The sequence below is a fragment of the Nocardioides sp. P86 genome (assembly GCF_023712465.1).
GTDB lineage: Bacteria > Actinomycetota > Actinomycetes > Propionibacteriales > Nocardioidaceae > Nocardioides > Nocardioides kribbensis.
In genome coordinates this window covers 1,188,312-1,212,334 of record NZ_JAMAYE010000002.1, presented here as the reverse complement: position 1 = coordinate 1,212,334, position 24,023 = coordinate 1,188,312, and the positions used below count along the sequence as shown (strand labels likewise).

20 protein-coding genes are annotated in these 24,023 nt (G+C 73.5%); 14 read left to right on the top strand and 6 right to left on the bottom strand.

Annotated elements, in window-relative coordinates; genetic code table 11:
* Position 1: 1 nt before the first annotated feature.
* From cbiQ to M3673_RS13055, 4 genes are read left to right on the top strand one after another with little or no spacing between them, the layout of a single operon-like run.
* Positions 2–670, top strand: a complete 669-nt coding sequence (gene cbiQ, locus M3673_RS13070; protein ID WP_251534220.1) for a cobalt ECF transporter T component CbiQ — start codon at positions 2–4, stop codon at positions 668–670.
* Positions 671–698: 28 nt separating this feature from the next.
* Entirely contained in the window at positions 699–1,457 is a 759-nt protein-coding gene (locus M3673_RS13065) for an energy-coupling factor ABC transporter ATP-binding protein (RefSeq protein WP_056863674.1), read from the top strand.
* A gap of 9 nt (positions 1,458–1,466) precedes the next feature.
* Positions 1,467–1,724, top strand: a complete 258-nt coding sequence (locus M3673_RS13060) for a DUF3618 domain-containing protein (protein ID WP_056863675.1) — start codon at positions 1,467–1,469, stop codon at positions 1,722–1,724.
* Between the two features lie 50 nt (positions 1,725–1,774).
* Complete coding sequence (locus M3673_RS13055; RefSeq protein WP_056864537.1) at positions 1,775–2,074, top strand: co-chaperone GroES; 300 nt, start codon at positions 1,775–1,777, stop codon at positions 2,072–2,074.
* Here the strand turns inward: M3673_RS13055 and M3673_RS13050 are convergent.
* Positions 2,071–3,519 carry an MFS transporter gene (locus M3673_RS13050; RefSeq protein ID WP_056903558.1) on the bottom strand — a complete coding sequence of 483 codons (1,449 nt, stop codon included), beginning with the start codon at positions 3,517–3,519 and terminating at the stop codon, positions 2,071–2,073. The genes M3673_RS13055 and M3673_RS13050 overlap by 4 nt on opposite strands.
* A gap of 192 nt (positions 3,520–3,711) precedes the next feature.
* Here M3673_RS13050 and M3673_RS13045 point away from each other — a divergent pair, with 192 nt between their 5' ends.
* The 5 genes from M3673_RS13045 (at position 3,712) to M3673_RS19285 (ending at position 8,651) form a co-directional block, all read left to right on the top strand.
* Complete coding sequence (locus M3673_RS13045) at positions 3,712–3,972, top strand: GlsB/YeaQ/YmgE family stress response membrane protein (protein ID WP_056904218.1); 261 nt, start codon at positions 3,712–3,714, stop codon at positions 3,970–3,972.
* Positions 3,973–4,210: 238 nt separating this feature from the next.
* Positions 4,211–5,875: a potassium-transporting ATPase subunit KdpA gene (gene kdpA / locus M3673_RS13040; protein WP_251534219.1), complete on the top strand. Its 1,665-nt coding sequence runs from the start codon at positions 4,211–4,213 to the stop codon at positions 5,873–5,875.
* On the top strand, positions 5,872–7,875 hold the full coding sequence (kdpB, locus tag M3673_RS13035; RefSeq protein WP_193661429.1) for a potassium-transporting ATPase subunit KdpB: 2,004 nt from the start codon (positions 5,872–5,874) through the stop codon (positions 7,873–7,875). Before kdpA ends, kdpB begins: the two co-directional genes overlap by 4 nt.
* Positions 7,876–7,887: 12 nt before the next feature.
* Positions 7,888–8,523: a potassium-transporting ATPase subunit KdpC gene (gene kdpC, locus M3673_RS13030; RefSeq protein ID WP_251534218.1), complete on the top strand. Its 636-nt coding sequence runs from the start codon at positions 7,888–7,890 to the stop codon at positions 8,521–8,523.
* Positions 8,520–8,651: a hypothetical protein gene (locus M3673_RS19285; RefSeq protein ID WP_264674740.1), complete on the top strand. Its 132-nt coding sequence runs from the start codon at positions 8,520–8,522 to the stop codon at positions 8,649–8,651. The genes kdpC and M3673_RS19285 overlap by 4 nt, the downstream gene beginning before the upstream one ends.
* 15 nt (positions 8,652–8,666) lie before the next feature.
* On the opposite strand, the gene M3673_RS13025 is transcribed toward M3673_RS19285, so the two are convergent.
* Positions 8,667–9,089, bottom strand: a complete 423-nt coding sequence (locus M3673_RS13025) for a hypothetical protein (RefSeq protein ID WP_251534217.1) — start codon at positions 9,087–9,089, stop codon at positions 8,667–8,669.
* Positions 9,090–9,244: 155 nt separating this feature from the next.
* Here M3673_RS13025 and M3673_RS13020 point away from each other — a divergent pair, with 155 nt between their 5' ends.
* The 4 genes from M3673_RS13020 (at position 9,245) to M3673_RS13005 (ending at position 14,747) form a co-directional block, all read left to right on the top strand.
* Positions 9,245–10,147: a carbohydrate ABC transporter permease gene (locus M3673_RS13020; protein WP_228941089.1), complete on the top strand. Its 903-nt coding sequence runs from the start codon at positions 9,245–9,247 to the stop codon at positions 10,145–10,147.
* Position 10,148: 1 nt separating this feature from the next.
* Positions 10,149–11,126 carry a carbohydrate ABC transporter permease gene (locus M3673_RS13015; RefSeq protein WP_251534216.1) on the top strand — a complete coding sequence of 326 codons (978 nt, stop codon included), beginning with the start codon at positions 10,149–10,151 and terminating at the stop codon, positions 11,124–11,126.
* A 119-nt stretch (positions 11,127–11,245) separates the two neighbouring features.
* The gene (locus tag M3673_RS13010) at positions 11,246–12,589 is read left to right on the top strand and encodes an ABC transporter substrate-binding protein (protein ID WP_251534215.1); all 1,344 of its coding nucleotides are present in this window, start codon (positions 11,246–11,248) and stop codon (positions 12,587–12,589) included.
* 109 nt (positions 12,590–12,698) lie between these two features.
* Positions 12,699–14,747 (top strand): beta-galactosidase, encoded by a 2,049-nt coding sequence (locus tag M3673_RS13005; RefSeq protein WP_251534214.1) that lies wholly within the window; start codon positions 12,699–12,701, stop codon positions 14,745–14,747.
* Between the two features lie 33 nt (positions 14,748–14,780).
* On the opposite strand, the gene M3673_RS13000 is transcribed toward M3673_RS13005, so the two are convergent.
* Entirely contained in the window at positions 14,781–15,764 is a 984-nt protein-coding gene (locus tag M3673_RS13000) for a LacI family DNA-binding transcriptional regulator (RefSeq protein ID WP_193661423.1), read from the bottom strand.
* Positions 15,765–16,010: 246 nt separating this feature from the next.
* Between M3673_RS13000 and M3673_RS19280 the strand changes: the two genes are divergently transcribed.
* Positions 16,011–20,159, top strand: coding sequence for an Ig-like domain-containing protein (locus M3673_RS19280; protein WP_285839329.1), 4,149 nt, complete (start codon positions 16,011–16,013; stop codon positions 20,157–20,159).
* A 78-nt stretch (positions 20,160–20,237) separates the two neighbouring features.
* On the opposite strand, the gene M3673_RS12985 is transcribed toward M3673_RS19280, so the two are convergent.
* The 3 genes from M3673_RS12985 to M3673_RS12975 all read right to left on the bottom strand — a co-directional run bounded on the left by M3673_RS12985 (position 20,238) and on the right by M3673_RS12975 (position 23,865).
* On the bottom strand, positions 20,238–20,792 hold the full coding sequence (locus tag M3673_RS12985; RefSeq protein WP_056863687.1) for a type 1 glutamine amidotransferase domain-containing protein: 555 nt from the start codon (positions 20,790–20,792) through the stop codon (positions 20,238–20,240).
* A 157-nt stretch (positions 20,793–20,949) separates the two neighbouring features.
* A complete protein-coding gene (locus M3673_RS12980) occupies positions 20,950–22,053 on the bottom strand; it encodes a C4-dicarboxylate ABC transporter (protein ID WP_251534213.1) in 1,104 nt (367 codons plus the stop codon).
* An 84-nt stretch (positions 22,054–22,137) separates the two neighbouring features.
* Positions 22,138–23,865 (bottom strand): HNH endonuclease signature motif containing protein, encoded by a 1,728-nt coding sequence (locus M3673_RS12975; RefSeq protein WP_251534212.1) that lies wholly within the window; start codon positions 23,863–23,865, stop codon positions 22,138–22,140.
* Positions 23,866–24,023: the final 158 nt, after the last annotated feature.

Below are 24,023 nucleotides of genomic sequence, written 5' to 3'. Positions count from 1 at the left end.
CGTGGGCGCCGGTCACGGCCACACGCTGCACTTCCACGGCCACTCCGCGGTCCACCGGGCCCCGGCCCACCTGAAGATCGTCGCGCTCGTGGCGTTCATGGTGGTCGTGGTGGCCACGCCGCGTGAGTGGTTCGCGGCCTACGCCGGCTTCCTGGTCGTGCTGCTCGGGGTCGTCGCGCTATCGCGGGTGCCCCCGATGTACCTGCTCAAGCGCATGGTGGTCGAGGTGCCCTTCGTGATCTTCGCGCTGCTGCTGCCCTTCGTGGCCCACGGCGAGCGGGTCGAGGTGCTCGGGGTCTCGGTCAGCGGCCCGGGGCTGCTGGCCGCCTGGGCGCTGCTGGCCAAGGGCACCCTCGGGGTGCTGGCCAGCCTGACGCTGGCCGCCACCACGGAGCCGCAGGCCCTGCTGCGCGGCCTGGAGCGCCTGCGCCTGCCCAGCCTGCTGGTGCAGATCATGGGCTTCATGATCCGCTACCTCGAGGTCGTCACCACCGAGCTGCAGCGGATGAGGGTCGCCCGGGAGTCGCGGGGCTTCTCCGCGCGCAACCCCCGGCACTGGCCGGTGCTCGCGCGCTCCATGGGGTCGCTCTTCATCCGCTCCTACGAGCGCGGCGAGCGGGTGCACCTCGCGATGCTCTCGCGGGGCTACACCGGCACCATGCCGCGATGAGCGCGGGCGCCGGCGCGATGATGTGCCCATGACCACGCCCGTGCTCGACGTCCGCGGCCTCGCCTACGCCTACCCCGACGGCCACCAGGCCCTCTACGGCGTCGACCTGCACGTGCACCGCGGCGAGCGCGTCGCGCTGCTGGGCCCCAACGGCGCCGGCAAGACCACCCTCGTGCTCCACCTCAACGGCATCCACACCGCCGGGGCCGGCAGCGTGAGCGTCAGCGGGCTGCCGGTGACCAAGGAGAACCTCGCCGAGGTCAGGCGACGCGTGGGCATCGTGTTCCAGGACCCCGACGACCAGCTCTTCATGGGCTCGGTGCGTGCCGACGTCGGCTTCGGGCCCGCCAACCTCGGGGTCAGGGGCGCCGAGCTCGACCGTCGCGTCATGGCCGCGCTCGAGCAGGTCGGCATGGCCGACTACGCCGACCGGCCGCCGCACCACCTGTCCTTCGGCCAGCGTCGCCGCGTCGCGGTGGCGACCGTGCTGGTCATGGAGCCGGAGGTGCTCGTGCTCGACGAGCCCTCCTCCAACCTCGACCCCGCCTCGCGACGCGAGCTCGCCGACATCCTGCGCTCGCTCGACGTCACCGTGCTCATGGTGACCCACGACCTGCCCTACGCCCTGGAGCTCTGCCCGCGCTCGGTGGTGCTGCACGACGGCACGGTCGTGGCCGACGGCGCGACCTACGACGTGCTGACCGACGACGACCTGATGCGCCGCCACCGCCTCGAGCTGCCCTTCGGCTTCGACCCGCGCAGCCTCGGCCGCGGCGCGGGTTGGTAGCGTGAGCGGGTGACCAACGAGCCCAAGCAGCCCAGCGCCCTCGAGCGTGAGATCGAGGAGACCCGTGAGCGTCTGGCCGGCACCATCGACCAGCTGCTGCACCGGGCCAGCCCCAAGACCATCGCGGGGCGCCAGGCCTACTCGCTGAAGGCCCACTACGTCGACGTCGACTCCGGTGAGCCGCGCACCGACAACATCCTCAAGACCGTCGGTGTGGTCGTCGGCGTCGTGGTGACGCTCGTCGTCGTGCGCCGCGTCGTGCGCTGACGCCGCCCCCCGGACAGGCCGAGCCCGTGTCGGACAAGCTGCCGATCAAGATGCTGCACGACCGCGTGCTCGTCGAGATCGACGCCGAGGCCGGCGAGCGCCGCTCGTCGGGAGGCATCGTGATCCCGGCGACCGCGGCCATGGGCGCGCGCCGGCTCTCGTGGGCCCGCGTCGTGGCCACCGGGCCCAGCGCCCGCTCGGTCGAGACCGGCGACCGCGTGCTCTTCGACGCCGACGACAAGTCCGAGGTCGAGGTGCACGGCGAGCTCTACGTCGTCATGCGCGAGCGCGACGTGCACGCCGTGGCCGCCGAGCGGCTCGGCGACGAGGCCACCGGGCTCTACCTCTAGCCGTTGACCGGCTGCGGCGAGGGGGCCTCCGGCTCGAGCTCGACCGCGTCGTCGGTCTGCTCGGTCGCGGGGTCGTGGATGTCGGGGATCCGCATCGCGGCGGCCGCGGCCACCAGCATGCCGACGGCCAGGATCGCGAAGCCGATCGTGTAGCCGCTCTCCTCGGGGAAGCCGGCCGGGTTCATCCGGGCGGTCACGATGCCGGCCATGACGGCCGAGCCGATGGAGCCGCCGATGGTGCGGATGTTGGCGTTCATGCCGCTGGCCACGCCGGTCTGCTCGCGCGGCACGCTGGCGATGACCACGCCGGCCAGGCTGGAGAAGACCAGGCCCGAGCCGAGGCCCTGGGCCGTGGTGGCGGCGTAGAGCTGGGCGGTGGTGTCGTGGAAGAGCGCCATCGAGGCGAAGGCCGCACCGCTGATCAGGGTGCCGGTGACGATGACCAGGCGGGCGCCGAAGCGGCCGATGAGGCGGGCGGTGAGGAAGCCGACCACGAAGCTGGCCACGGCGCTGGGCAGCAGCAGGTGGCCCGACTCGGTGATGGTGGCGTCGAAGCCGTAGCCGGCCGCCGACGGGGTCTGGAGGAACTGCGGCAGGAAGCCGAAGGAGGCGAACATGCCGAAGCCGACGAAGGCGCCGACGACGTTGGTCGTCCACACACCGCGCAGGCGCATCATCTGCATGTCGATGAGCGGCACCGGCACCCGCGTCTCGACGCGCACCCACAGGGCGGCGAGGACGGCGGCGGCCGCGAGCAGGCCCAGCACCTCGACCGAGGCCCAGCCCCACTTGTTGCCCTGGCTCACGGCCAGCAGCAGGGCGACCAGCCAGCCGGCGAGCAGCACGGCGGGCAGGGCGGGCAGGCGCCCGGGGGTGCGCACGGGCGACTCGGGCACCAGCACCAGCGCGGCGAGGGCGGCGACGGCGGTGGCGATCATCGGCAGCCAGAACAGCCAGTGGTAGCCCAGCGAGTCGACGATCGGGCCGGCCACCACGATGCCGGCGCCGAAGCCGACCGCGGTGAGCGAGGCGATCACGCTGAGCGCGCCGGTGACCCGGCCGGTGAACTCGTCGCGGATGATGCCGAACGACAGCGGCAGCACGCCGCCGCCGAGGCCCTGCACCACCCGGGCGACGATCAGCCAGCCGATGCTCGGCGCCAGCGCGGCCATGAGCGAGCCCACGGCCAGGGCGCTCAGGGTGACCACGAGCATCTTCTTCTTGCCCACGGCGTCGCCGATCCGGCCCAGCAGCGGGGTCGCGATCGACGCCGAGAGCAGGTAGGCGGTCAGCACCCACGTCACGGTGGTCTGGTCGGTGTCGTACTCGAGCTGGATCTGCGCCAGCACCGGCACGATGAGCGACTGCAGCAGCGCGAAGGACGAGACCGCGACGGTGAGGACGGCGAAGGTGAGGCTCTGGTTGCCACGGATCGCTGGTGACACGGGGAGGGGCTCCTGGGTGGGGCTCGTGGGGCGGGCCGCGCGGTTGGTTGCGCGGGTCAACCGTGACTCAACCACGACCCGGGGTGCGGCATTCCCACCGGCGCCCGCCCCGGCGCGGGAGCACGCCTGTGCCCCGACGTGTCACCTCCACGGGTGATGGGTCGGGCCGCCCCCGTGCGTAGCGTCTGCTCCATGATCGGATTCCTTGTGGCAGGCCTCATCATCGGCGCGCTCGCGCGCCTCATCAAGCCCGGCAAGCAGAACCTGGGGCTGCTCGCGACCCTCGGTCTCGGCCTCGTCGGCTCCCTCATCGGAGGGCTCATCGCGCAGCTCTTCGGCACCGGCGGCATCTTCGAGCTGAACGTCATCGGCTTCGTGCTCGCCGTCATCGCCGCCGTGCTCCTCATCGGCGTCGCCGAGAGCGTCGCGGGCAAGAACAAGACCCGCGTCTGACGCTCTCCCACCGCACGACCTCCCGCCCCGCCGCGCACCCGCGCGGCGGGGCGGTCTGCGTCCCGGGGTCCACGCGCCAGGGATGCGTCAACAGCGGCCGGCAGGGCGTCAGGGAAGCGTCAAGACCCGGCGGCGGCGCCAGGCGGCGGCCCTAGACAAGGGGGGTGCCCGATCTCGCCTTCCTCCTGCTGACCCTGGTCTCCTTCCTCCTGCTGACGCTGCTCGTCGGCGCGCTGCGGTGAGCGCGCTCGGCCCCGCGCTCGGCCAGGTCCTCCTCCTCGCCGCGCTGCTCGCGCTCACCGTGCCCGTCCTCGGGCGCCGGCTGGCGCTGATGTACCTCTCCCCGCGCCACCTGCGCGTCGAGTCGGCGGCCTACCGCCTGCTGCGCCTCGACCCCGACGCCGACCAGCACTGGCGCACCTACGCCCTGTCGGTGCTCGGCTTCTCGATGGTCGGGGTGCTCGGGCTCTACGCCCTCGGGCGCCTCCAGCAGCACCTGCCGCTGTCCCTCGGCTTCCCGGCGCTGCCCGCCGACGGTGCCTGGAACACCGCGGTCAGCTTCGTGACCAACACCAACTGGCAGTGGTACTCCGGCGAGGCCGCCCTGGGCCACACGATGCAGATGGCCGGTCTGACGGTGCAGAACTTCGTCTCGGCCGGGGTCGGCATGGCCGTCGCGGCGGCCCTGGCGCGCGGCCTGGCCCGCAGCGGCCGCGACGGTCGGGTCGGCAACTTCTGGACCGACCTCGTGCGCGGCGTCGTGCGGGTGCTGCTGCCGATCGCGCTGCTCTCCGCGCTGCTGCTGGTGGCGCTCGGGGCGGTGCAGAACCTCGCCGAGCCCCACGCCGTGACCACGCTGAGCGGCGCCACCCAGGAGATCACCGGCGGACCGGTGGCCAGCCAGGAGGCGATCAAGCAGCTCGGCACCAACGGCGGCGGCTTCTACAACGTCAACTCCGCCCACCCCTTCGAGAACCCGTCGCCGACCAGCAACCTGCTCGAGACGTACCTAATGCTGCTGGTGCCCTTCGCGATGGCCTGGGCCTTCGGCCACCTCGTGCGCGACCGCCGTCAGGGCGGCGCCGTGGTGGCGGTCATGGCCCTGCTGCTCACGACCTCGGTGGCCCTGCTGACCTGGGCCGAGATGGCCGGGCCCGGCTCCGCACCCGAGCTCGCCGGCGGAGCGCTGGAGGGCAAGGAGGTCCGCTTCGGCACCGCCGGGTCGGCCCTGTGGGCGGCGGTCACGACCGGCACCTCGACCGGTGCGGTCAACGCCATGCACGACTCGCTCACCGCCCCCGGCGGGGGCATCGCCCTCTTCAACATGATGCTCGGCGAGATCTCGCCCGGCGGTGTCGGGTCGGGGCTCTACGGCATGCTGATGCTCGCCGTCGTGACCGTCTTCCTCAGCGGTCTGATGGTGGGTCGCACACCGGAGTACGTCGGCAAGCGCATCGGCCAGCGCGAGATCGTGCTGGTGGCGGGCTACGTGCTCACCACCCCCGTGCTCGTGCTCGTCGGCAGCGCCGTGGCCCTCACCGCTCCGGCCGGTCTGGCCGGGCTGCAGGAGGGCGGCCCCCACGGGCTGACGGAGGCGGTCTACGCCGTGACGTCGGCGAGCAACAACAACGGCAGCGCCTTCGGTGGGCTGACGTCGGGCACGCCGTTCTGGAACACCCTGCTCGGCCTGTGCATGCTGCTGGGCCGCTTCGTGCCGATGGTGCTGGTGCTCGCCCTCGCCGGGCGCTTCGCCGAGCAGCACCCACGACCGCCCGGGGCCGGCACGCTGCCGACCCACCGTCCCCTCTTCGTCACCCTGCTCGCCGGCGTCGCCCTGGTCCTGGTCGGTCTGACCTACGTGCCCGTGCTCGTGCTCGGCCCGATCGTGGAGTCCCTCTCGTGACCACCTCCCTGCTGACGACCGTCAGCGCGGCGCTGCCCGGCGCCCTGCGCAAGCTCGACCCGCGTCTCCTCCTCGCCACCCCGGTCATGCTCGTCGTCGAGGTCGGGGCCGTGACGACCACCGTGCTCAGCGTCCTCGACCCCAGCGCACTGGCGGTCCTCGTCTCGCTCTGGCTGTGGCTCACCGTGCTCTTCGGCAACCTCGCCGAGTCGGTGGCCGAGGGTCGGGGCAAGGCCCAGGCCGCGAGCCTGCGGGCGCTGCAGCAGGAGACCACCGCACGTCGCCTGGACCGCCGCGGCGAGGAGGAGCAGGTGTCGAGCACCTCGCTGCGCGTCGGCGACCTCGTCGTGGTGGAGGCGGGAGAGCGGATCCCCGGTGACGGCGACGTCGTCGAGGGCGTCGCCTCGGTCGACGAGTCGGCCGTGACCGGGGAGTCGGCCCCGGTGATCCGGGAGTCCGGGGGCGACCGGTGCGCCGTCACCGGCGGCACCACGGTGCTCTCCGACCGCATCGTCGTGCGCATCACCTCCGCGCCGGGGCAGTCGTTCGTCGACCGGATGATCGCCCTGGTCGAGGGCTCGCAGCGCCAGCGCACCCCCAACGAGATCGCGCTCGGCGTGCTGCTGGGGGCGCTGACCATCGTCTTCGTCGTCGTCTGCGCGACGCTCTACCTCATCGCCGACCACAGCGACGCCGACCAGTCGGTGGTGGTGCTCGTGGCGCTGCTGGTGTGCCTGATCCCCACGACGATCGGGGCCCTGCTCTCGGCCATCGGCATCGCCGGCATGGACCGGCTCGTGCGACGCAACGTGCTGGCCATGAGCGGGCGTGCCGTGGAGGCGGCCGGGGACGTCGACGTGCTGCTGCTCGACAAGACCGGCACCATCACCCACGGCAACCGGCGCGCCAGCGCGCTGCTCCCGGCCGGCGGCGTCCCGGAGGCGGAGCTGGCCGAGGCCGCGCTCCTCGCCTCCCTGGCCGACGAGACCCCCGAGGGGCGCAGCATCGTCGACCTCGTGGGCTCGACGTACGACGGGGTGCCGGCGGGGGCGTCGCTGGTGGAGTTCAGCGCCACGACCCGGATGAGCGGGCTGGACCTCGACGGTCGCAGCGTGCGCAAGGGAGCCGCCTCGGCCACGTCGCGGTGGGTGCTCGACGGCGGAGGCGTGGCCTCCCCGGAGGTCGACGCCGCCGTGCAGGAGGTGAGCGCGAGCGGCGGCACGCCGCTGGTGGTCGCCGAGCGCGTCGGCGACGGGCCGGCCCGCCTGCTCGGGGTGGTGCACCTCAAGGACGTCGTCAAGGACGGCATGCGCGAGCGCTTCGCGGAACTGCGCGCCATGGGCATCCGCACGGTGATGGTGACCGGCGACAACGCGGTGACCGCCCACGCGATCGCCCAGGAGGCCGGCGTCGACGACGTGCTCGCCGAGGCCACGCCCGAGGAGAAGCTCGCGCTCATCCGCCGCGAGCAGCAGGGCGGCCGGATGGTCGCGATGTGCGGCGACGGCACCAACGACGCACCTGCGCTGGCCCAGGCCGACGTCGGGGTGGCGATGAACACCGGCACGACCGCGGCCAAGGAGGCCGGCAACATGGTCGACCTCGACTCCGACCCCACCAAGCTGATCGAGGTCGTGGAGATCGGCAAGCAGCTGCTCATCACCCGCGGGGCGCTGACCACCTTCTCGATCGCCAACGACGTCGCGAAGTACTTCGCGATCCTGCCGGCCATGTTCGTGGTCGCCTTCCCGCAGCTGGAGGTGCTCAACGTGATGCGCCTGAGCAGCCCGGAGTCGGCGATCGTGTCGGCCGTCGTGTTCAACGCCCTGGTCATCGTCGCGCTGGTGCCGCTGGCGCTGCGCGGCGTCGCCTACCGGCCGTCGTCGGCCGCCGACCTGCTGCGGCGCAACCTGCTGCTCTACGGCGTCGGCGGCCTGGTCGCCCCCTTCGTCGGGATCAAGCTGCTCGACCTCCTCGTCTCCCTCGTCCCCGGTCTCTGAGAGGACCCCCGCGTGAAGACCCTGCTCGCCTTCTCCCGCCAGAGCCTCGCCGGCCTGCGCGTGCTGCTGGCCGCCACGCTGCTGCTCGGCGTGGCCTACCCCCTGCTGGTCACCGGCGTCGCCCAGGTCGCCTTCCCCTGGCGGGCCGACGGCTCGCTGGTGACCGTCGAGGGGGAGCGCACCACCGACCCCGACGAGGCCGCGGGCTCCGCCCTCGTCGGACAGGTCGTCGACGACGACCGGCTCTTCCGGCCCCGTCCCTCGGCCGCCGGCGAGGGCTACGACATGCTCGCGACCTACGGCTCCAACCTCGGCCCCGAGAGCCCCGAGCTGCTCGACCTCATCGCCGCGCGGCAGGCCGAGGTCGCCGCCCGCGAGGGCGTCGACGTCGCCGACGTGCCGCCCGACGCGGTCACCGCGTCGGCCTCCGGGCTCGACCCCGACATCTCGCCGCGGTACGCCGCCCTGCAGGTGCCGCGCGTCGCCGCGGCGAGCGGCCTGCCGGAGGCGGCCGTGCGCGAGCTGGTGGCCGAGCACACCGCCGGTCGCACGCTCGGCGTGCTCGGCGAGCCCCGCGTCGACGTGCTCGGGCTCAACCTCGCCGTGGTGGACGCGGCGGGGCTGGAGACCACGGGGGGCGACCGGTGAGGCGCCCGTCGTCACCCCACCCGGGACCGCGGGCACGCATCGCCCACGACGGCGGGCTGCTGCTCGTCGCGGCCGCGTGCGCCCTGGCCGCGCTCCTCGCGACCGGCCTGCGGGTGCTGCTCGACTGAGGCGGTGCCGGGCCCTCAGGCCGGCCGGGCGGTGAAGTAGCCCGCGTCGGCGAGCATCGAGGCGCAGCGGGCGCACAGCTCGACCCGCTCGCCGCCGAGGACGTCGGCGGCCCCCCGCTGACGGACCCCGGTGACCTCGGCGGCGACGGGGGAGAGGTGATGACCGCTCGCGCAGCGCCGCGGGCGGTCGGGGGCGGCGGACGCAGCCGTGGGTCGCAGCGGCAGCGGGTCGCGGGCCGGCGGGGCCCAGGTGAGCGCGAGCGGGAGTCCGGTGAGCAGCAGCGGGTCGCTCGCGTCGCGGGTGGCCAGCCCTTGGAGGAGCAGGGTCGCCGCGACCGCGGGCGTGCGCACGCGGAAGGGGAACCCAGCCTGGGCCGAGCGGCGGCAGTGCTGCAGCAGGGCGGGGTCGACGAGCGGGCTGGTCGGGGTGCTGGACACGGGTGGCTCCTCAGGGGCGGAGACCTGTCCAACGAGTCCCGGGCGAGGAAGTGACGGTCGGGGCGTTGACGGACGCCGGGGCGGGATGTAACCATCCTCACAACGCGATGTTTACGCAAACATCACATCCGGCGACACCCCGAGGAGGCAGGCCGATGGCGGTCCAGCAACCGATCGCAGACCGCGCCCCGCGCAACCGCCGCCGGTGGACGGGCTGGGGCTTCCTGGCGCCGTTCGTCGCGGTCTTCGCGCTGGTGTTCCTGGCTCCGATCGTCTACTCGGTCTACCTCAGCCTCTTCCGCGACCAGCTCATCGGCGGCACGTCGTTCGTCGGGCTCGACAACTACACCCAGGTGCTCGGCGACGACGCCTTCTGGGAGTCGCTCACCCGCGTCGGCCTCTTCCTGGTCGTGCAGGTGCCGGTGATGCTGCTGCTCGCGCTGCTGGTGGCGCTGGCCATCGACAGCGGGCGGCTCTACGGCGCGTCGTTCTTCCGGATCTCGATCTTCCTGCCCTACGCCGTGCCCGCCGTCGTGGCCTCGCTCATGTGGGGCTTCATGTACGGCGACCGCTTCGGCCTGGTCGGCAACGTCAACGACGCCTTCGGCACTTCGCTGCCCGACCCGCTCAGCCCCACCTGGGTGCTGGCCTCGATCGGCAACATCGTGACCTGGGAGTTCGTCGGCTACAACATGCTGATCTTCTTCGCCGCCCTGCGCACCATCCCCACCAGCCTCTACGAGGCCGCCTCCATCGACGGGGCCAGCGAGTGGCGGGTGATCACCTCGATCAAGCTGCCCGCCATCCGCGGCGCGCTCGTGGTGGCGACGATCTTCTCGATCATCGGCAGCTTCCAGCTCTTCAACGAGCCGAGCATCCTGCAGAGCCTGGCGCCCAACGCGATCACCACCGACTTCACGCCCAACCTCTACGCCTACTCGCTGTCCTTCTCCGGCCAGCAGTACAACTACTCCGCCACCGTCGCGATCGTGATGGGCCTGGTGACCATGGTCATCGCCTACGTGGTGCAGCTGCGCGGCATGCGCAAGGAGCTCTGACGTGACCACCACGCCCCTGGCCCCCACCCCGCCCGACCGTGGCGCGGCCCCCGTCCGCCCGGGCCCCCGCCTGCGCTCCAGCCGCTCCGGCGCCCGCCGCGGCGGCGTCCCGGTGACCGGGGCCCCCGCCGAGCGCCGCGCCCGGCGCAGCCCGCTGCTGACCGCTCTCACCGGCATCGTGCTCGTCTACAGCCTGGTGCCCCTGCTGTGGCTGGTCATCAACGCCACCAAGACCCAGGGCGACCTCTTCACCTCCTTCGGGCTGTGGTTCTCCGACGACTTCTCGCTGTGGTCCAACCTCGCCGAGACCTTCACCTACGACGACGGCATCTTCCTGCGCTGGCTGCTCAACACGCTGCTCTACGTCGTGCTCGGCGCCGGCGGCGCCACCGCGCTGGCGGTGCTGGGCGGCTACGCCCTGGCGCGCTTCGACTTCCCGGGCAAGAAGGCGGTCTTCGCCGTCGTCATCGGGGCCGTCGCGGTGCCGGGCACGGCGCTGGCGGTGCCGACCTTCCTGATGTTCAGCCAGATGGGGCTCACCAACACACCGTGGGCGGTGATCATCCCGTCGCTCATCTCGCCCTTCGGCCTCTACCTGATGTGGACCTTCGCCACCGACGCCATCCCCACCGAGCTCATGGAGGCCGCGCGCGTCGACGGCGCCTCGGAGTTCCGGGTGTTCTGGCAGATCTGCCTGCCGTTGCTCATGCCGGGCGTCGTCACCGTGCTGCTCTTCACCATGGTCGCGACCTGGAACAACTACTTCCTGCCGCTGATCATGCTCAAGGACCCCGACTGGTACCCCCTCACCCTCGGGCTCAACGCGTGGAACGCCCAGGCGTCCACCGCGGGCAGCGAGGCCGTCTTCAACCTCGTCATCACCGGCTCGGCGGTCACCATCCTGCCGCTGGTCGCCGTCTTCCTGCTGCTCCAGCGCTACTGGCAGTCGGGCCTGGCCGCCGGCTCCGTCAAGGAGTGAGCGCGCACCCGCGCCCCACCACCCCGCACCACCACCCGCACCACCACCCGCAGCACCCCACCGATCCCCCCGGGACGCACCGTCCAGGGCAGGCACGATCCGAGAGGACCACCCACACCATGAAGAACACGAACCGACGCAACCGCTGGCTCGGAGCGGTCGCCGTCGCCGCCGTCGGGGCGCTCAGCCTGAGCGCCTGCGGCTCGGGGGACGACTCCGCCTCCGGCGGTGAGCAGGTCTCCGCCGACGCCGTCGACGCCGCGCTCGAGGAGGGCGGCACCCTCACCGTGTGGGCGTGGGAGCCCACCCTGGAGAAGGTCGTCAGCGACTTCGAGGCGGAGTACCCCAACGTCGACGTCGAGCTGGTCAACGCCGGCACCGGCAACGACCAGTACACCGCCCTGCAGAACGCGGTCTCGGCCGGCAAGGGCGTGCCCGACGTCGCCCAGGTCGAGTACTACGCCCTGCCGCAGTTCTCCCTGGCCGGCAGCGTGAGCGAGCTGAGCGGGTTCGGCGCCGCCGACCTCGAGGACACCTTCACCCCCGGCCCCTGGTCCTCGGTGCAGCAGAACGACGGCATCTACGGCCTGCCCATGGACTCCGGCCCGATGGCGATGTTCTACAACCAGAAGGTCTTCGAGGAGTACGGCATCGAGGTGCCGACCACCTGGGAGGAGTTCATGCAGGCCGGTCGCGACCTCCAGGCCGCCGACCCCGACGTCTACATCACCAACGACACCGGCGACGCCGGCTTCGCGACCAGCCTCATGTGGCAGGCCGGGGCCCAGCCGTTCGCCTCCGAGGGCGAGGACGTCACCATCGAGTTCTCCGACGAGGGCGCGCAGACCTACGCCGACACCTGGCAGACCATGATCGACGAGGAGCTCCTCGCCCCGATCAGCTCGTGGAGCGACGAGTGGTTCTCCGGCCTCAACGACGGCACCGTGGCCACCCTGGTCACCGGCGCCTGGATGCCGGCCAACCTCGAGTCCGGCGCCCCCGACGGCAAGGGCGACTGGCGCGTCGCGCCGATGCCGCAGTGGGAGGCCGGCGCCGAGACCACCGCCGAGAACGGCGGCTCCTCGCTGACCATCCCGACCGACGCCCAGGAGAAGGAGCTGGCCTACGCCTTCCTGGAGTACGCCAACGTCGAGGACGGCGTGCAGACCCGCGTCGACGGCGGCGCCTTCCCCGCCACCGTCGCGGAGATCGAGTCCGACGAGTTCGTCGGCAAGGAGTTCCCGTACTTCGGCGACCAGAAGGTCAACGAGGTGCTCTCCGCGTCGGCCGGCCAGGTCGCCGAGGGCTGGTCCTACCTGCCCTTCCAGGTCTACGCCAACAGCATCTTCAACGACACCGTCGGCCAGGCCTACGTCTCCGACGAGCCCCTCGCCGACGGCCTCGCCGCCTGGCAGGAGCAGATGACCGAGTACGGCGAGCAGCAGGGCTTCTCCGTCTCCTGACCGGAGCCGCCTCCCGCTGCACGCAGCACCCCACCCCCGTCGGTGCGACGGGACCGGCCCGGCCCGGTCCCGTCGTACCGACGGTCCCTTCCTCCGAGGAGCACGCACCATGACCGCCCCGACCTCCCACCGCTGGCTGCGCTGGCCCACCCGGCCCGACGAGCCGCGCATGGCCTTCGGCGCCGACTACAACCCCGAGCAGTGGCCGCGGGAGGTGTGGGCCGAGGACGTCGCCGCGATGCGCGGCGCGGGGGTCAACGTCGTGTCGGTCGCGATCTTCTCCTGGGCCCGGCTCCAGCCGGCGCCCGACCGCTTCGACTTCGCCTGGCTCGACGAGGTCATGGACCTCATGCACGCCCACGACATCGCCGTCGACCTGGCCACCGCCACCGCCTCGCCGCCGCCGTGGCTGACCACCCTGCACCCCGAGGTGCTGCCGGTGAGTTTCGAGGGCCACACCGTGTGGCCCGGGGCCCGCCAGCACTGGCGCCCCACCTCGCCGGTCTTCCGCGAGCACGCGCTGCGCCTGGTGCGCGCCGTGGCCGAGCGCTACGCCGAGCACCCCGCGCTGGCCGCCTGGCACGTGAGCAACGAGCTGGGCTGCCACAACGTCCACGACTACTCCGACGACGCCGCGCGCGCCTTCCGCACCTGGCTCCAGGCGCGCTACGGCAGCGTCGAGGCCCTCAACCACGCCTGGGCCACCAGCTTCTGGTCGCAGCGCTACGGCGCGTGGGAGGAGGTGCTGCCGCCGCGCTTCGCCGGCCACGGCTCCTTCATCAACCCCACCCAGCGCCTGGACTTCCAGCGCTTCTCCTCCGACGCCCTCGCCGAGCACCTGCGCGCGGAGCGCGACGTGCTGGTCGCCATCACCCCCGACGTGCCGGTCACCACCAACTTCATGGTGATGGGGGAGACGCGCGGCATGGACTACGCCGCCTGGGCCGCCGACGTCGACTTCGTCTCCAACGACCACTACGTGCAGGACGGCGAGCGCCCGCTCGACGAGCTGTCCTTCTCGGCCAACCTCACCGGCGGCATCGCCGGCGGCCGGCCGTGGTTCCTCATGGAGCACTCCACCAGCGCGGTCAACTGGAAGTCGGTCAACGTCCCCAAGCGCCCCGGCCACCTCGTGCGCGACTCGCTCACCCACGTGGGTCACGGCGCCGACGCGGTCTGCTACTTCCAGTGGCGCCAGTCGCAGGGCGGCGCCGAGAAGTACCACTCCGCGATGCTGCCCCACGCCGGCACCGGCACCACCCTGCACCGCACCGTGCAGGAGCTCGGCGCGCGCCTGGCCGCCCTGTCGCCGGTCGTGGGCAGCAGCCGGCGCCCCGCCGACATCGCCATCGTCTTCGATTGGGACTCCTGGTGGGCCGCCGAGGGCAGCGGCACCCCCACCCAGGAGCTGCGCTACCGCCAGGAGGCGCTCGACTGGTACTCCGCCTGCCTCGACCTGGGGCTGCGCGCCGACGTCGTGCCCCTGGCCGCCGACCTGTCGGGCTACGCCCTGGTCGTGGCGCCGGTGCTGCACGTCGTGCCGGCGGCCCTGGCCGAGCGGCTGGAGGCCTACGTCGCCGGCGGCGGCCACCTGGTGACCACCTACTTCTCCGGTGTCGTCGACGAGCACGACCACGTCTGGCTCGGCGGCTACCCCGGCGCGCTGCGCGACCTGCTCGGCCTGCGGATCGAGGAGTTCGGCCCGCTGGAGCCCGGCACGAGCGTCGACCTCGACAACGGCTCGGCGGGCTCGGTGTGGGCCGACGGCGTCGACGTCGTCGACCCGGCCGTCGAGGTGCGCGTGCGCTACAAGGACGGCGTGCACGCCGGCTCGCCCGCCGTGACCCGCCGCCCGGTCGGTGCGGGCTCCGCGTCGTACGTCGGGACCCGGCTGGGCGCGAGCGGCGTCGCGCCGGTGCTGGCCGACCTGGCCCGCGACGCGGGCGTGGTCTCCGAGCTGCCCGAGGAGGCGCGCGGCGCGGTGGAGCTGATCCGTCGTGAGCGCGACGGCGAGCAGTACCGCTTCCTCGTCAACCGCACCGACGGCTACGTCGAGCTCCCGGCCCCGGCCGGCGAGGTGATCGACGGCGCCGCCCCCGCCTCCGACCGGCTCGTGATCGCCCCGCGCGAGGTGGTCGTCGTGCGCAGCGCCGACTGAGCCGGGCCCGCCGGGCCTCCGTCGGGGTGGGCCTCAGTCGGGCGGGGGAGCGGTGCTCTCGCGCACGACGAGCTCGGTGGGCACCAGCACCGTGGTGGGCGGGGTGCGCCGGTCGCGCAGCTGGGCCAGCACCCCGGCCACCGAGTGGCGCCCGACGCCGGCGAAGTCCTGCCGCACCGTGGTGAGCGGAGGGATGTAGCTCGCCGCGTCGGGCACGTCGTCGAAGCCGACGACGCTGACGTCCTGCGGCACGCGACGGCCGGCCTCGTGGAAGGCACGCAGCAGACCGAGGGCCATCTGGTCGTTGGCGGCGAACACCGCGGTGCAGCCCGGCTCGCCGGCCAGCCGCTGGCCCGCCGCGTAGCCCGACTCCGCGCTCCAGTCGCCGCGCAGCAGGGGCGGCGCCGTGCGACCGGCCGCCTCGAGGGTCGTGCGCCACGCCTCGCAGCGGCTCTCCCCGGCGTAGGAGGCCTCGGGGCCGGCGACGTGCCAGACGGTCTCGTGACCGAGGTCGAGCAGGTGCTGCACGGCCTGCCGGGCGCCGAGGTGCTGGTCGGTGTCGACGACGGAGTGGCGGTCGGTGCCGCCGGAGTCGACCACGACCATGGTCATGCCGGGCGGGAGCACGGCCTGGGCGGTGTCGAGCAGGTGCACCTCCATGATGGCGATGACGCCGTCGACCGCGAGCTCGCTGAGCCGGTCGAAGGCGCCGGCGACCTTGGCCTGGGTGGGGGCCACGGGCAGGAGCGTGATCGCGTAGCCCTGCTCGGCGGCGGAGTCGGCGATGCCCTCGAGGGTGCGCATGTTGCCGGTGGTCGACAGCGTGAAGAGCACGACACCGATCGTGCGGAACTCGCCCCGCTTGAGGGCCCGTGCGGCACCGTTGGGCCGGTAGCCGAGCTCGTCCATCGCCCGCAGGACCCGCTCGCGGGTGGCGTCGACGACGTCGCCCGCCCCGTTGGAGACCCGCGAGACCGTCTGCGCCGAGACACCGGCGAGCTTGGCGACGTCGGCCATGGACACGCGCCGGTGCGGGGCCGGGGGAGGGGGTTCGGTGGTGGTCAACGGGCCTGCTCTCGGTGGTGGTGGCGCCACCACGATCCTCGCCTGCCGGGGACCTCCCCGGCAAGGCGGGGGCTTGACGGTCGCGGGGTGCGGTGAGACGGTCGTCACAGATGATGTTTGCGCAAACATTCTGTCACGGACGGGGCGGGAGCGCACCCCTCGTCGCGCCCTTCCGTCCTCTCCAGAGAGCAGCGCAGCATGAGAGCACCCACCCCCCGACGCGGGCTCGCAGCCCTCGCGGTCTCGGCGGTCGTCGCCGGGCTCGCCTGCCAGCCCACCGCCGCAGCGGCCGCGCCCGCCGCGGCACCCACCGCCGCACCCACCGCCGCACCCGCCGCCGCACCCGACCCGTCGGCCGCCGCCGACGACGGGGTGCCCGACGTGACCGTCACGCCCGACCCGTCGTACCAGGGCGGACCCTTCGAGGGCTGGGGCACCAGCCTGGTGTGGTTCGCCAACGCCACGGGCGACTACCCCGACGCGATCCGCCAGGAGCTGCGCGACCTGGTCTTCGGCGACGAGGGCCTCGACCTCAACATCGCGCGCTACAACATCGGCGGCGGCAACGCTCCGTCGGTCGAGGACTACCTGCGCCCCGGTGGCGCGGTCGAGGGCTGGTGGAAGGCGCCAGCGGGCCCGCAGCTCACGCCGCAGGACAAGAACTGGTGGGACCCCGCCGACCCGGCACTGTGGAACGACGACGCCGACGCCACCCAGCGCTGGTGGATCGACGCGATCAAGGCCGACATCACCCACTGGGAGGCCTTCAACAACTCCCCGCCGTGGTTCCAGACCGTCTCGGGCTACGTCTCGGGCGGCTTCGACCCCAGCGCCGAGCAGATCCGCGCCGACACCGTCGACGACTTCGCCGCCTACCTCGTCGGCGCCATGGAGCGGCTCGAGGCCGCCCACGGCATCACCTTCGACACCGTCGACCCCCTCAACGAGCCCAACACGCCCTACTGGGGCACCCAGCTCGGCGCCGACGGCCAGCCGACCGGCGGACGGCAGGAGGGCGCGCACGCCGGCCCCGCCATGCAGGCCCGGGTCATCACGGCCCTCGAGGAGGCGCTGGCGGCCAGCGACCTCGACACCCCGATCTCGGCCATGGACGAGACCAACCCCGGCACCTTCGTGCGCAACTGGTACGCCTACGACCAGCCGACGCAGGACCTCGTCGAGCAGCTCAACGTGCACACCTACGGCACCGGCCAGCGCACGTCGGCGCGCGACCTCGCCAAGGGCGAGGGCAAGCCGCTGTGGATGAGCGAGGTCGAGGGCTCGTGGGGCGCGGGCCAGAGCTTCACCGACATGGCGCCCGGCCTGGGGATGGCCGAGCGGATCACCGACGACCTGCGCGAGCTCGAGCCCGACGCCTGGGTCTTCTGGCAGCCGGTCGAGGACCTGAAGAACATGGAGCCCGGCGGCGAGAGCGCCGCCGGGGCCAACTGGGGCAGCATCCAGCTCGACTTCGACTGCGGTGACGGCGACGTGCTCGTGCGCGACCCCGCCGCCCCGCCCGCCGAGGGCACCTGCCGGATCAAGACCAACACCAAGTTCGACACCGTGCGCAACTACACGCACTACATCGAGCCCGGCGACCGCCTGGTCGCCACCGACTCGACCGACTCCACCGCGGCGCTCACCGACGAGGGCGTCACCGTCGTGCACGTCAACGACTCCGACGCCGCCCGCGACGTCACCCTCGACCTCGCGAAGTTCGCGTCGGTGCCCGACGGCGCCACCGTCACGCCGGTGGTCACCAGCACCGCCGGCGCGCTGCGCACGGGCACACCGACCGCGGTGCGCGACGGCGAGGCCACGCTGCGCCTGCCCGCCCGCTCGGTGACCACGCTGCTGGTCTCGGACGTCTCCGGCGTCGCCGAGGACGCCGCACTGGTGCAGGAGGACCACGTCTACCGCCTGCGCGGCGTGCAGAGCGGGAAGTCGCTCGCCCCGGCCGCGACCGGGTCGGGCGTCGTGATCCGCACCGACAGCGCCTCGGCCCCCGACCAGGTCTGGCGGCTGCGGCCGCTCGCCGACTCGGTGAGCAACCGGCAGCGCTACACGCTGGGCACCGGTGACGGTGAGCTGCTGCTCGCTGCCGGGGCCGACGACCCGACGCTGGTCGCCGCCGACGCCGGGTCGACCCCGGCCGAGAGCGCGCAGTGGATGCTCTCCACCACCGGTGACGGCACCTACACCGTCGTCAACGCCGGCACCGGTCAGCTCCTCGACGTGCCCGGCGGGGCCACCGCCGACGGCACCCGGGTGGCGTTCTACACGCCGACCTCGGGCGACAACCAGCGCTGGCGGATCCTCGACGAGACCGTGCAGGGTGTCCGGCCCACCGCCGTCGTCACCCCCGTCGGGGTCGCTCCCTCCCTGCCCGCGACCGTCACCGGGATCTACGCCGGCGGCGACCGCGACGGCCTGCCCGTGGTCTGGGACCTGCCGGCCGACTCCGCGTGGCAGCAGCCCGGCACGGTCGTCGTGCCCGGCACCGTGACCACCTCCGACGGGCAGCGCCTCACCACGACCGCCGAGGTCACCGTCGACACCCTGGTGTCCACCCGCCCGGCGCGCGCGGCGACGTACGTCGGTCAGGCCCCGACCCTGCCCACCACCGTCACCGCGGTGGGGGAGTCGGGCGCCACCGTCGAGCGGTCCGTCACCTGGGAGGCCGCGCCCGCGGGTGCCTTCGACCGGACCGGCGTGGTCGAGCTGGAGGGCGTGGCCGACGCCGGGGCCGGGCGCACCCTGCCCGCGACCGTCGCGGTGCGGGTGACCGAGCCCGTGCCCGGCGTGGTGCCCACGCCGGAGGGCACCACCGTGGCCGCGACCTTCACCGAGCCCGGCTACGGCACCGCCGGGCTGCTCGACGGAGACCTGGGCGACAAGGCGTGGTCGAACTGGAGGTCGTCGGCCAAGAACACCTCCGACACCCTCACGCTGACGTTCCCCGCCGCCCGCACGCTGACCGGCCTGCGGGGTGTGTTCTTCAAGGACGGCGCGAGCGACAGCTACCCCGCCTCGGTGCGCGTCGAGGTGCCCACCGGCGACGGTGGGTGGCGACAGGTCGGGGAGACCACGACGATGGCCGCCGGGCTCGCCTCGCCGGTCGTCACCGTCAGCTTCCCCGGAGTCGAGGTCGACCGGGCCCGCCTGGTGATGACGGCTCGCGACAACACCCACCTGACCATGAGCGAGCTGCAGGTGCTGGGTCAGGTCGCCGCCGAGGGCTCCGACGCCGGCCTCGCCGAGCTGCGTGTGGCCGGCACCCCGCTGCCCGGCTTCGACCCCGCCCGCGAGTCCTACACCGTCACCTCCACGCAGGTGCAGCAGGTCGCGGCCCGCGCCGCCGACCCCTTCGCCACCGTGGAGGTCCAGCAGGCCGGCGACGGTCGCACCGCCCGGGTCGTGGTCACCAGCGAGGACGGCTCGGCGACCCGCACCTATGCGGTGACCTTCCAGGCTCCGGGCACCGACCCCGACCCGCAGCCCGCCGGGCAGACGATCATCTTCGCGAAGCCCTCCGACATGGAGGTCGGCGATCCCGAGCAGCGGCTGTTCGCGACGGCGACCTCCGGACTCAGGGTCTCCTTCCGCACCGACGGGCCGTGCACGGTGACGGTCGACCGGCTGCGGGCCACCGGGGTCGGCGCGTGCACCGTCACCGCCTCGCAGGCCGGCGACGCGACCTACGCCCCGGCGCCCGAGGTCGAGCGGACCGTCGTGATCACCGAGACCGTCGAGCCGCCCGTCGACCCCGAGCCGGAGCCGGAGCCCGTCCTCGTCGACGGCTTCGAGGAGCCCGGTCGTCTCGACGGCGCCTGGGTCGGCAGCACCTCACGCGCCGACTACCGCGTGACGCCCCGCGGTCTGCGGGTGGGGCGCGGGGGCCCGATCCTGCACACCGGGTCCCGCCAGGGCGCCGACCAGCAGGCCGCCGTCACCCTCGAGCGCGTCGCCCCCGGCGCCCGCTCGCTCGGCCTGCTCCTCGAGGCCCAGGGCCAGGACGGCTTCCGACGCGGCCTGGCCGTCACCTGGAACCCCCAGACCCAGCGCGTGCGTATCGCGGTGAAGCGCTCGGTGGCCTCGGCCTGGACCCGCTCGGTCGGTCCGAGGGTGGACCTCGCCGAGGGCGACGTGCTCGGCGCCCGCACCGTCGGCGACCGGGTCGAGGTGCTGCGCGACGGCGTGGTCGTGGCGACCTTCGTGCTCGAGGGCCGCGACGCCACGGCGTTCGTCGGGCGCGGTGGCCACGTGGGGATCTGGGCGCAGCGCGCCACCGGCTCGGTGCTCGACGACCTGGTGGTCGGGCCCGCGGCCGGCTCGCAGGAGTGAGCGGCTGACCCTCGCACGACCCGCACACGACGGCGGCGGCAGGACCGAGGTCCTGCCGCCGCCGTCGACGTGCGTGGGTCAGCCCGCGAAGGCCGCCACGGCGGCCTCGCCGAAGGCCGGGAGGTCGTCGGGGTTGCGGCTGGTGACGAGCTGCCAGCCGTTGGCCGGGCAGGTGAAGGACTGCTCGTCGACCCAGCTGCCGCCGGCGTTGGAGATGTCGGTCTTGAGGCTGGGCCAGCTGGTGAGGGTCTTGCCGCCGAGCACGCCGGCCTCGACCAGGGTCCAGGGGCCGTGGCAGATCGCGGCGATCGGCTTGCCGGCGTCGGCGAAGGCCTTGACGAGGGCGACGGCCTTCTCGTCGAGGCGCAGGGCGTCGGGGTTGGTCGTGCCGCCGGGCAGCACCAGGCCGTCGAAGTCGTCGACGGACGCGTCGGCCACGGCGAGGTCGGGCTCGAAGGTGTCGGCCTTGTCCACGTCGTTCTCGAAGGCCTGGATGGTGCTCTTCTCGGGCGCGATGAGCGTGGTGGTGGCGCCGGCCGCGTCGATGGTCTTGCGCGGCTCGGTGAGCTCCACCTGCTCCACGCCGGAGTTGGCGACCAGGAAGGCGATGCGCTTGCCGTCGAGCTGGGGCATGTCGGGACCTTTCGTCGAGTGCGGGGCGGCGGTGCGCTCGCCCCGGGGCCGTCGGGGCCCGTCTCCCCAGCCTGCCGCGCCGACTCGGGCGCACCACCGCCTGACGGGGTGAGGACGCACCGGCGTCCCGACGCCCGGGTGTCCCGGTGTCCCGGTGTCAGCGGGCGAGGAGCCAGGTCGTCGTGCGCACGGCGACCACGAGCCAGAGGGTGGCGAGGGCGGCGAGGAGGACGACGGCGAGGTCGAGCAGCGCGATGCTCCCGGTCACCTCGGCCAGGGCGGCGGAGCCCGTCACCACGGTGCCGACGGGGAAGGTGAAGGCCCACCACGCCAGGCTGAAGGGCAGCCCGCCGTCGCGCCGAGCCGCGCGGACGACCAGGGCGCCCGCCACGATCAGCCAGGCCACGGCGAGGGTCAGCACCAGCGCGCCGTACGGCACCACCGCGCCGGCCGCCCACGCTCCCCACGGGCGCGGCAGGACGGCGGGGGAGAGGTCGCCGAGGTGGTGCACCGCGGTCACCGACTGGCCCAGCGGGCCGAGCACGATGAGCAGCGTCGGGGCGGCGGTCGCCGCGATGCCGTGGCGTCGGAGCCGGCGCAGCACCAGGGGGAGGACCACGAGGGTGGCGACCAGCGCGACGCCGGCCAGGCCCCAGCAGCAGAGCAGGAACGCCGCTCGCAGGTCGCCCGCGGGCACCCGCGGCACCAGCAGCGCGCCGGTCGCGGCGCTCACCATGGGGGGCACGACGGGCATCAGCCAGCTGGGGGTCGCGTCGTCCAGCCCGACGCGGTGGGAGACGAGGGCCACGGTCGGCACCACGACCGTGGTGGCGAGGCCCATGAGGGTCCCGGCCACCCACAGCGCCGCGCCCACGGTCAGCGCCGGCGTGACGCCCAGGACGCGGTGACCCACCAGGAGCGCTCCCGCGCCGACCGTCATCAGGGCCATCGCGGGCGCGCCGAAGAAGTGCGCCATGACCGGGTCGGCGAGGTGGGCCCGCACGCTGCCCGGGTGGCGTCGCGACTGGGCGATGGTCGCCGCCATGAGCACGACGAGCAGCGTCGCCGCCACCAGCCAGGCCGCGAGGGCCAGCAGGCCGCGCCCCGGGACGGCCGCGGGCACGGCGGTGAGCGCGACCGCGAGGATGCCGGTGCCCATGACCGACGCGAACCAGTTGGGTCCGATCGGGCCTGCGGCCGGCGTCGCGAGGTCGGATCGACTCGGGGTCGTCTCGGTGGGGGACGTCGCGGTCGTGGTCACCCACCCAGGGTGGGCGGACGCCGCGGTCGGCGGTAGCCCGCACGGCGCTGTGCCGACACAGGCGTGGCCTGTGGGTCGGTGCGCTCAGCCGGCGCGGACGAGCGTGGTCCAGCCGTGGGGGTTGGTCCAGGCGTAGGTGCCGTCGGGGTGCCGGTGGTAGGTCCACGGTCGACTCCCGTCGGAGCCGGTGGTCTTGAGCCGGTGGTGGTGGCGGCACAGCGGGGCGAGGTTGGACGGGTGCGTTTGGCCGGGGCGTCCGCCGTGGTCGAGGGGTCGGTAGGGGGTGATGTGGTCGAGGTCGCAGCGGCGTGAGGGCACGGTGCAGCCGGGGAAGACGCAGCGTGGGTCGCGGATGGTGACGTGGTCGCGCATCCAGGGTGGTGGGTCGTGTCGGTCGACGGCGCCGGCGGTGGTGGGGTCGAGGTCGATGACGGGTCTCACGAACACCTTGGCGTGGGTGAGCCAGCGGCGCAGGGTGGTGGTGGAGACGACCCCGAGACCTTCGACGACCGCGGTGCCGGGTGGTGGGCCGGTGCGGTCGATCTGGGACAGGTGGCTGGTCTCGTAATGGCGGTGGACCGCTGTGGGGCGCAGGTCGGGTCCGGTGGTGCGATACGGGTCGCCCGCGGGCTGCTCCCCGGGGGTGGGGTGGCTTCGAGACGCTCGCTGCGCTCGCTCCTCAGCCACCGGGGCCGGGGCCTGTCCGGCGTTGGTCTCGTGGTCGTTGCCCGCGGCCTGGCGTCGAGACGCTCGCTGCGTTCGCTCCTCGGCCATCGGGGTCGCTGCGGGGCCTGCGGGCGCTGCTGCAGGGGGCTCGGAGTCGTCCTCGGAACCCGGGGTGGGCAGGTCCCGCGGGTCGGGCGGGGGCTGGTCGGCCGGGGCCTCGGTGGGCGGCGGGGGCTCCTCCAGCGCGGGTCCTTCTCCGCTCATGCGGGTGGCGTCTCGGGCGGCGATGGTGTCGGCGTGTGCGAGGTCCTCGGGGCGCAGGTGGACGTAGACCACCCGCTCCTTCGCAGTCGTGGGCTCCACCGAGTCCAGTGCGGTCAGTCCTTGGGCTCGGTCGGTGATGACGCCGATGGCTCGGGCCTTGCGGACCTCCAACGACTCGACCACGGCTCCGGTCGAGGTCTGGTGGCGGCCTAGCTCGGCGGCGGTGGCGCAGATCAGGTCGTGGAACCGGGTGAGGTCCTGGGTGTCACCGAGCACCTCCAACCACGAGGTGCCCGACGCGGAGCCGCGGTCGACGTCGTGGGTCACCCGGACGTTCCACCCGCCGCGGGCTCTTTCCTCCAGCGCGGCCTGGGCATGGGGGTCGTGCTTCGCGGCGGCCTCGGCGACGAACAACTCGATGCGCCGCGCACCCAGGCTCTGCGCGCGGGGGCCGAGGGCGGCGACCTTGCGGTCGACGTACGCAGCCCCGGTGTCGTTGAGGACCTGGGTCTGGGAGGCGATGCGCCGGGCACGCCAGCCGGGGAGGGTGAGGTCCTCCACCATCGCCCACACCCGGGGCAGGCGGTGGACCAGCTCCATGACCTCCGCGAGGTTGCAGCCGGCGTTGACCGGGGAGATGTCCAGGGCCAGGGCGAGGGGTTCGGCGGCGAACTCGTCGAGGCCGTGGCGGATCATCCCGGGCACCGACCAGGCGTAGGCCCGGTCGGGGTTCAGTGCTCCCCAGCGGGCCATGACGCGCAGGGTGCGACGCTCGGCGGCGCGCACGGAGCGGGCGGTGTCGGCGGCGTACTCCAGGACGTCATCGGCCTCGAGGGACTCCACGTCGACCACGGCGCCGGTGGTGTCGAGGTCGAGGAGCATGCGCCTAGTTTATTCGAACACGCATTCGATGACTAGAGGCAGCGGGTGATCTGTGGAGGGGGTTGCGCTGTCGCGTGAGGGTGGTTTCGAGACGGTCGCTGGCGCTCCCTCCTCAACCACCGGGCACGGTCGCTCCCTGCTCGCCACCGGGGCGCGGG

Excerpts from the sequence above, each read along its gene's own strand:
- M3673_RS13065 (WP_056863674.1), top strand. The coding sequence starts at position 699 with ATGACCACGCCCGTGCTCGACGTCCGCGGCCTCGCCTACGCCTACCCC.
- M3673_RS13055 (WP_056864537.1), top strand. The coding sequence starts at position 1,775 with ATGCTGCACGACCGCGTGCTCGTCGAGATCGACGCCGAGGCCGGCGAG.
- M3673_RS13045 (WP_056904218.1), top strand. The coding sequence starts at position 3,712 with ATGATCGGATTCCTTGTGGCAGGCCTCATCATCGGCGCGCTCGCGCGC.
- M3673_RS13020 (WP_228941089.1), top strand. The coding sequence starts at position 9,245 with ATGGCGGTCCAGCAACCGATCGCAGACCGCGCCCCGCGCAACCGCCGC.
- M3673_RS13010 (WP_251534215.1), top strand. The coding sequence starts at position 11,246 with ATGAAGAACACGAACCGACGCAACCGCTGGCTCGGAGCGGTCGCCGTC.
- M3673_RS13005 (WP_251534214.1), top strand. The coding sequence starts at position 12,699 with ATGACCGCCCCGACCTCCCACCGCTGGCTGCGCTGGCCCACCCGGCCC.
- M3673_RS13000 (WP_193661423.1), bottom strand. The coding sequence starts at position 15,764 with ATGGCCGACGTCGCCAAGCTCGCCGGTGTCTCGGCGCAGACGGTCTCG.
- M3673_RS19280 (WP_285839329.1), top strand. The coding sequence starts at position 16,011 with ATGAGAGCACCCACCCCCCGACGCGGGCTCGCAGCCCTCGCGGTCTCG.
- M3673_RS12985 (WP_056863687.1), bottom strand. The coding sequence starts at position 20,792 with ATGCCCCAGCTCGACGGCAAGCGCATCGCCTTCCTGGTCGCCAACTCC.
- M3673_RS12975 (WP_251534212.1), bottom strand. The coding sequence starts at position 23,865 with ATGCTCCTCGACCTCGACACCACCGGCGCCGTGGTCGACGTGGAGTCC.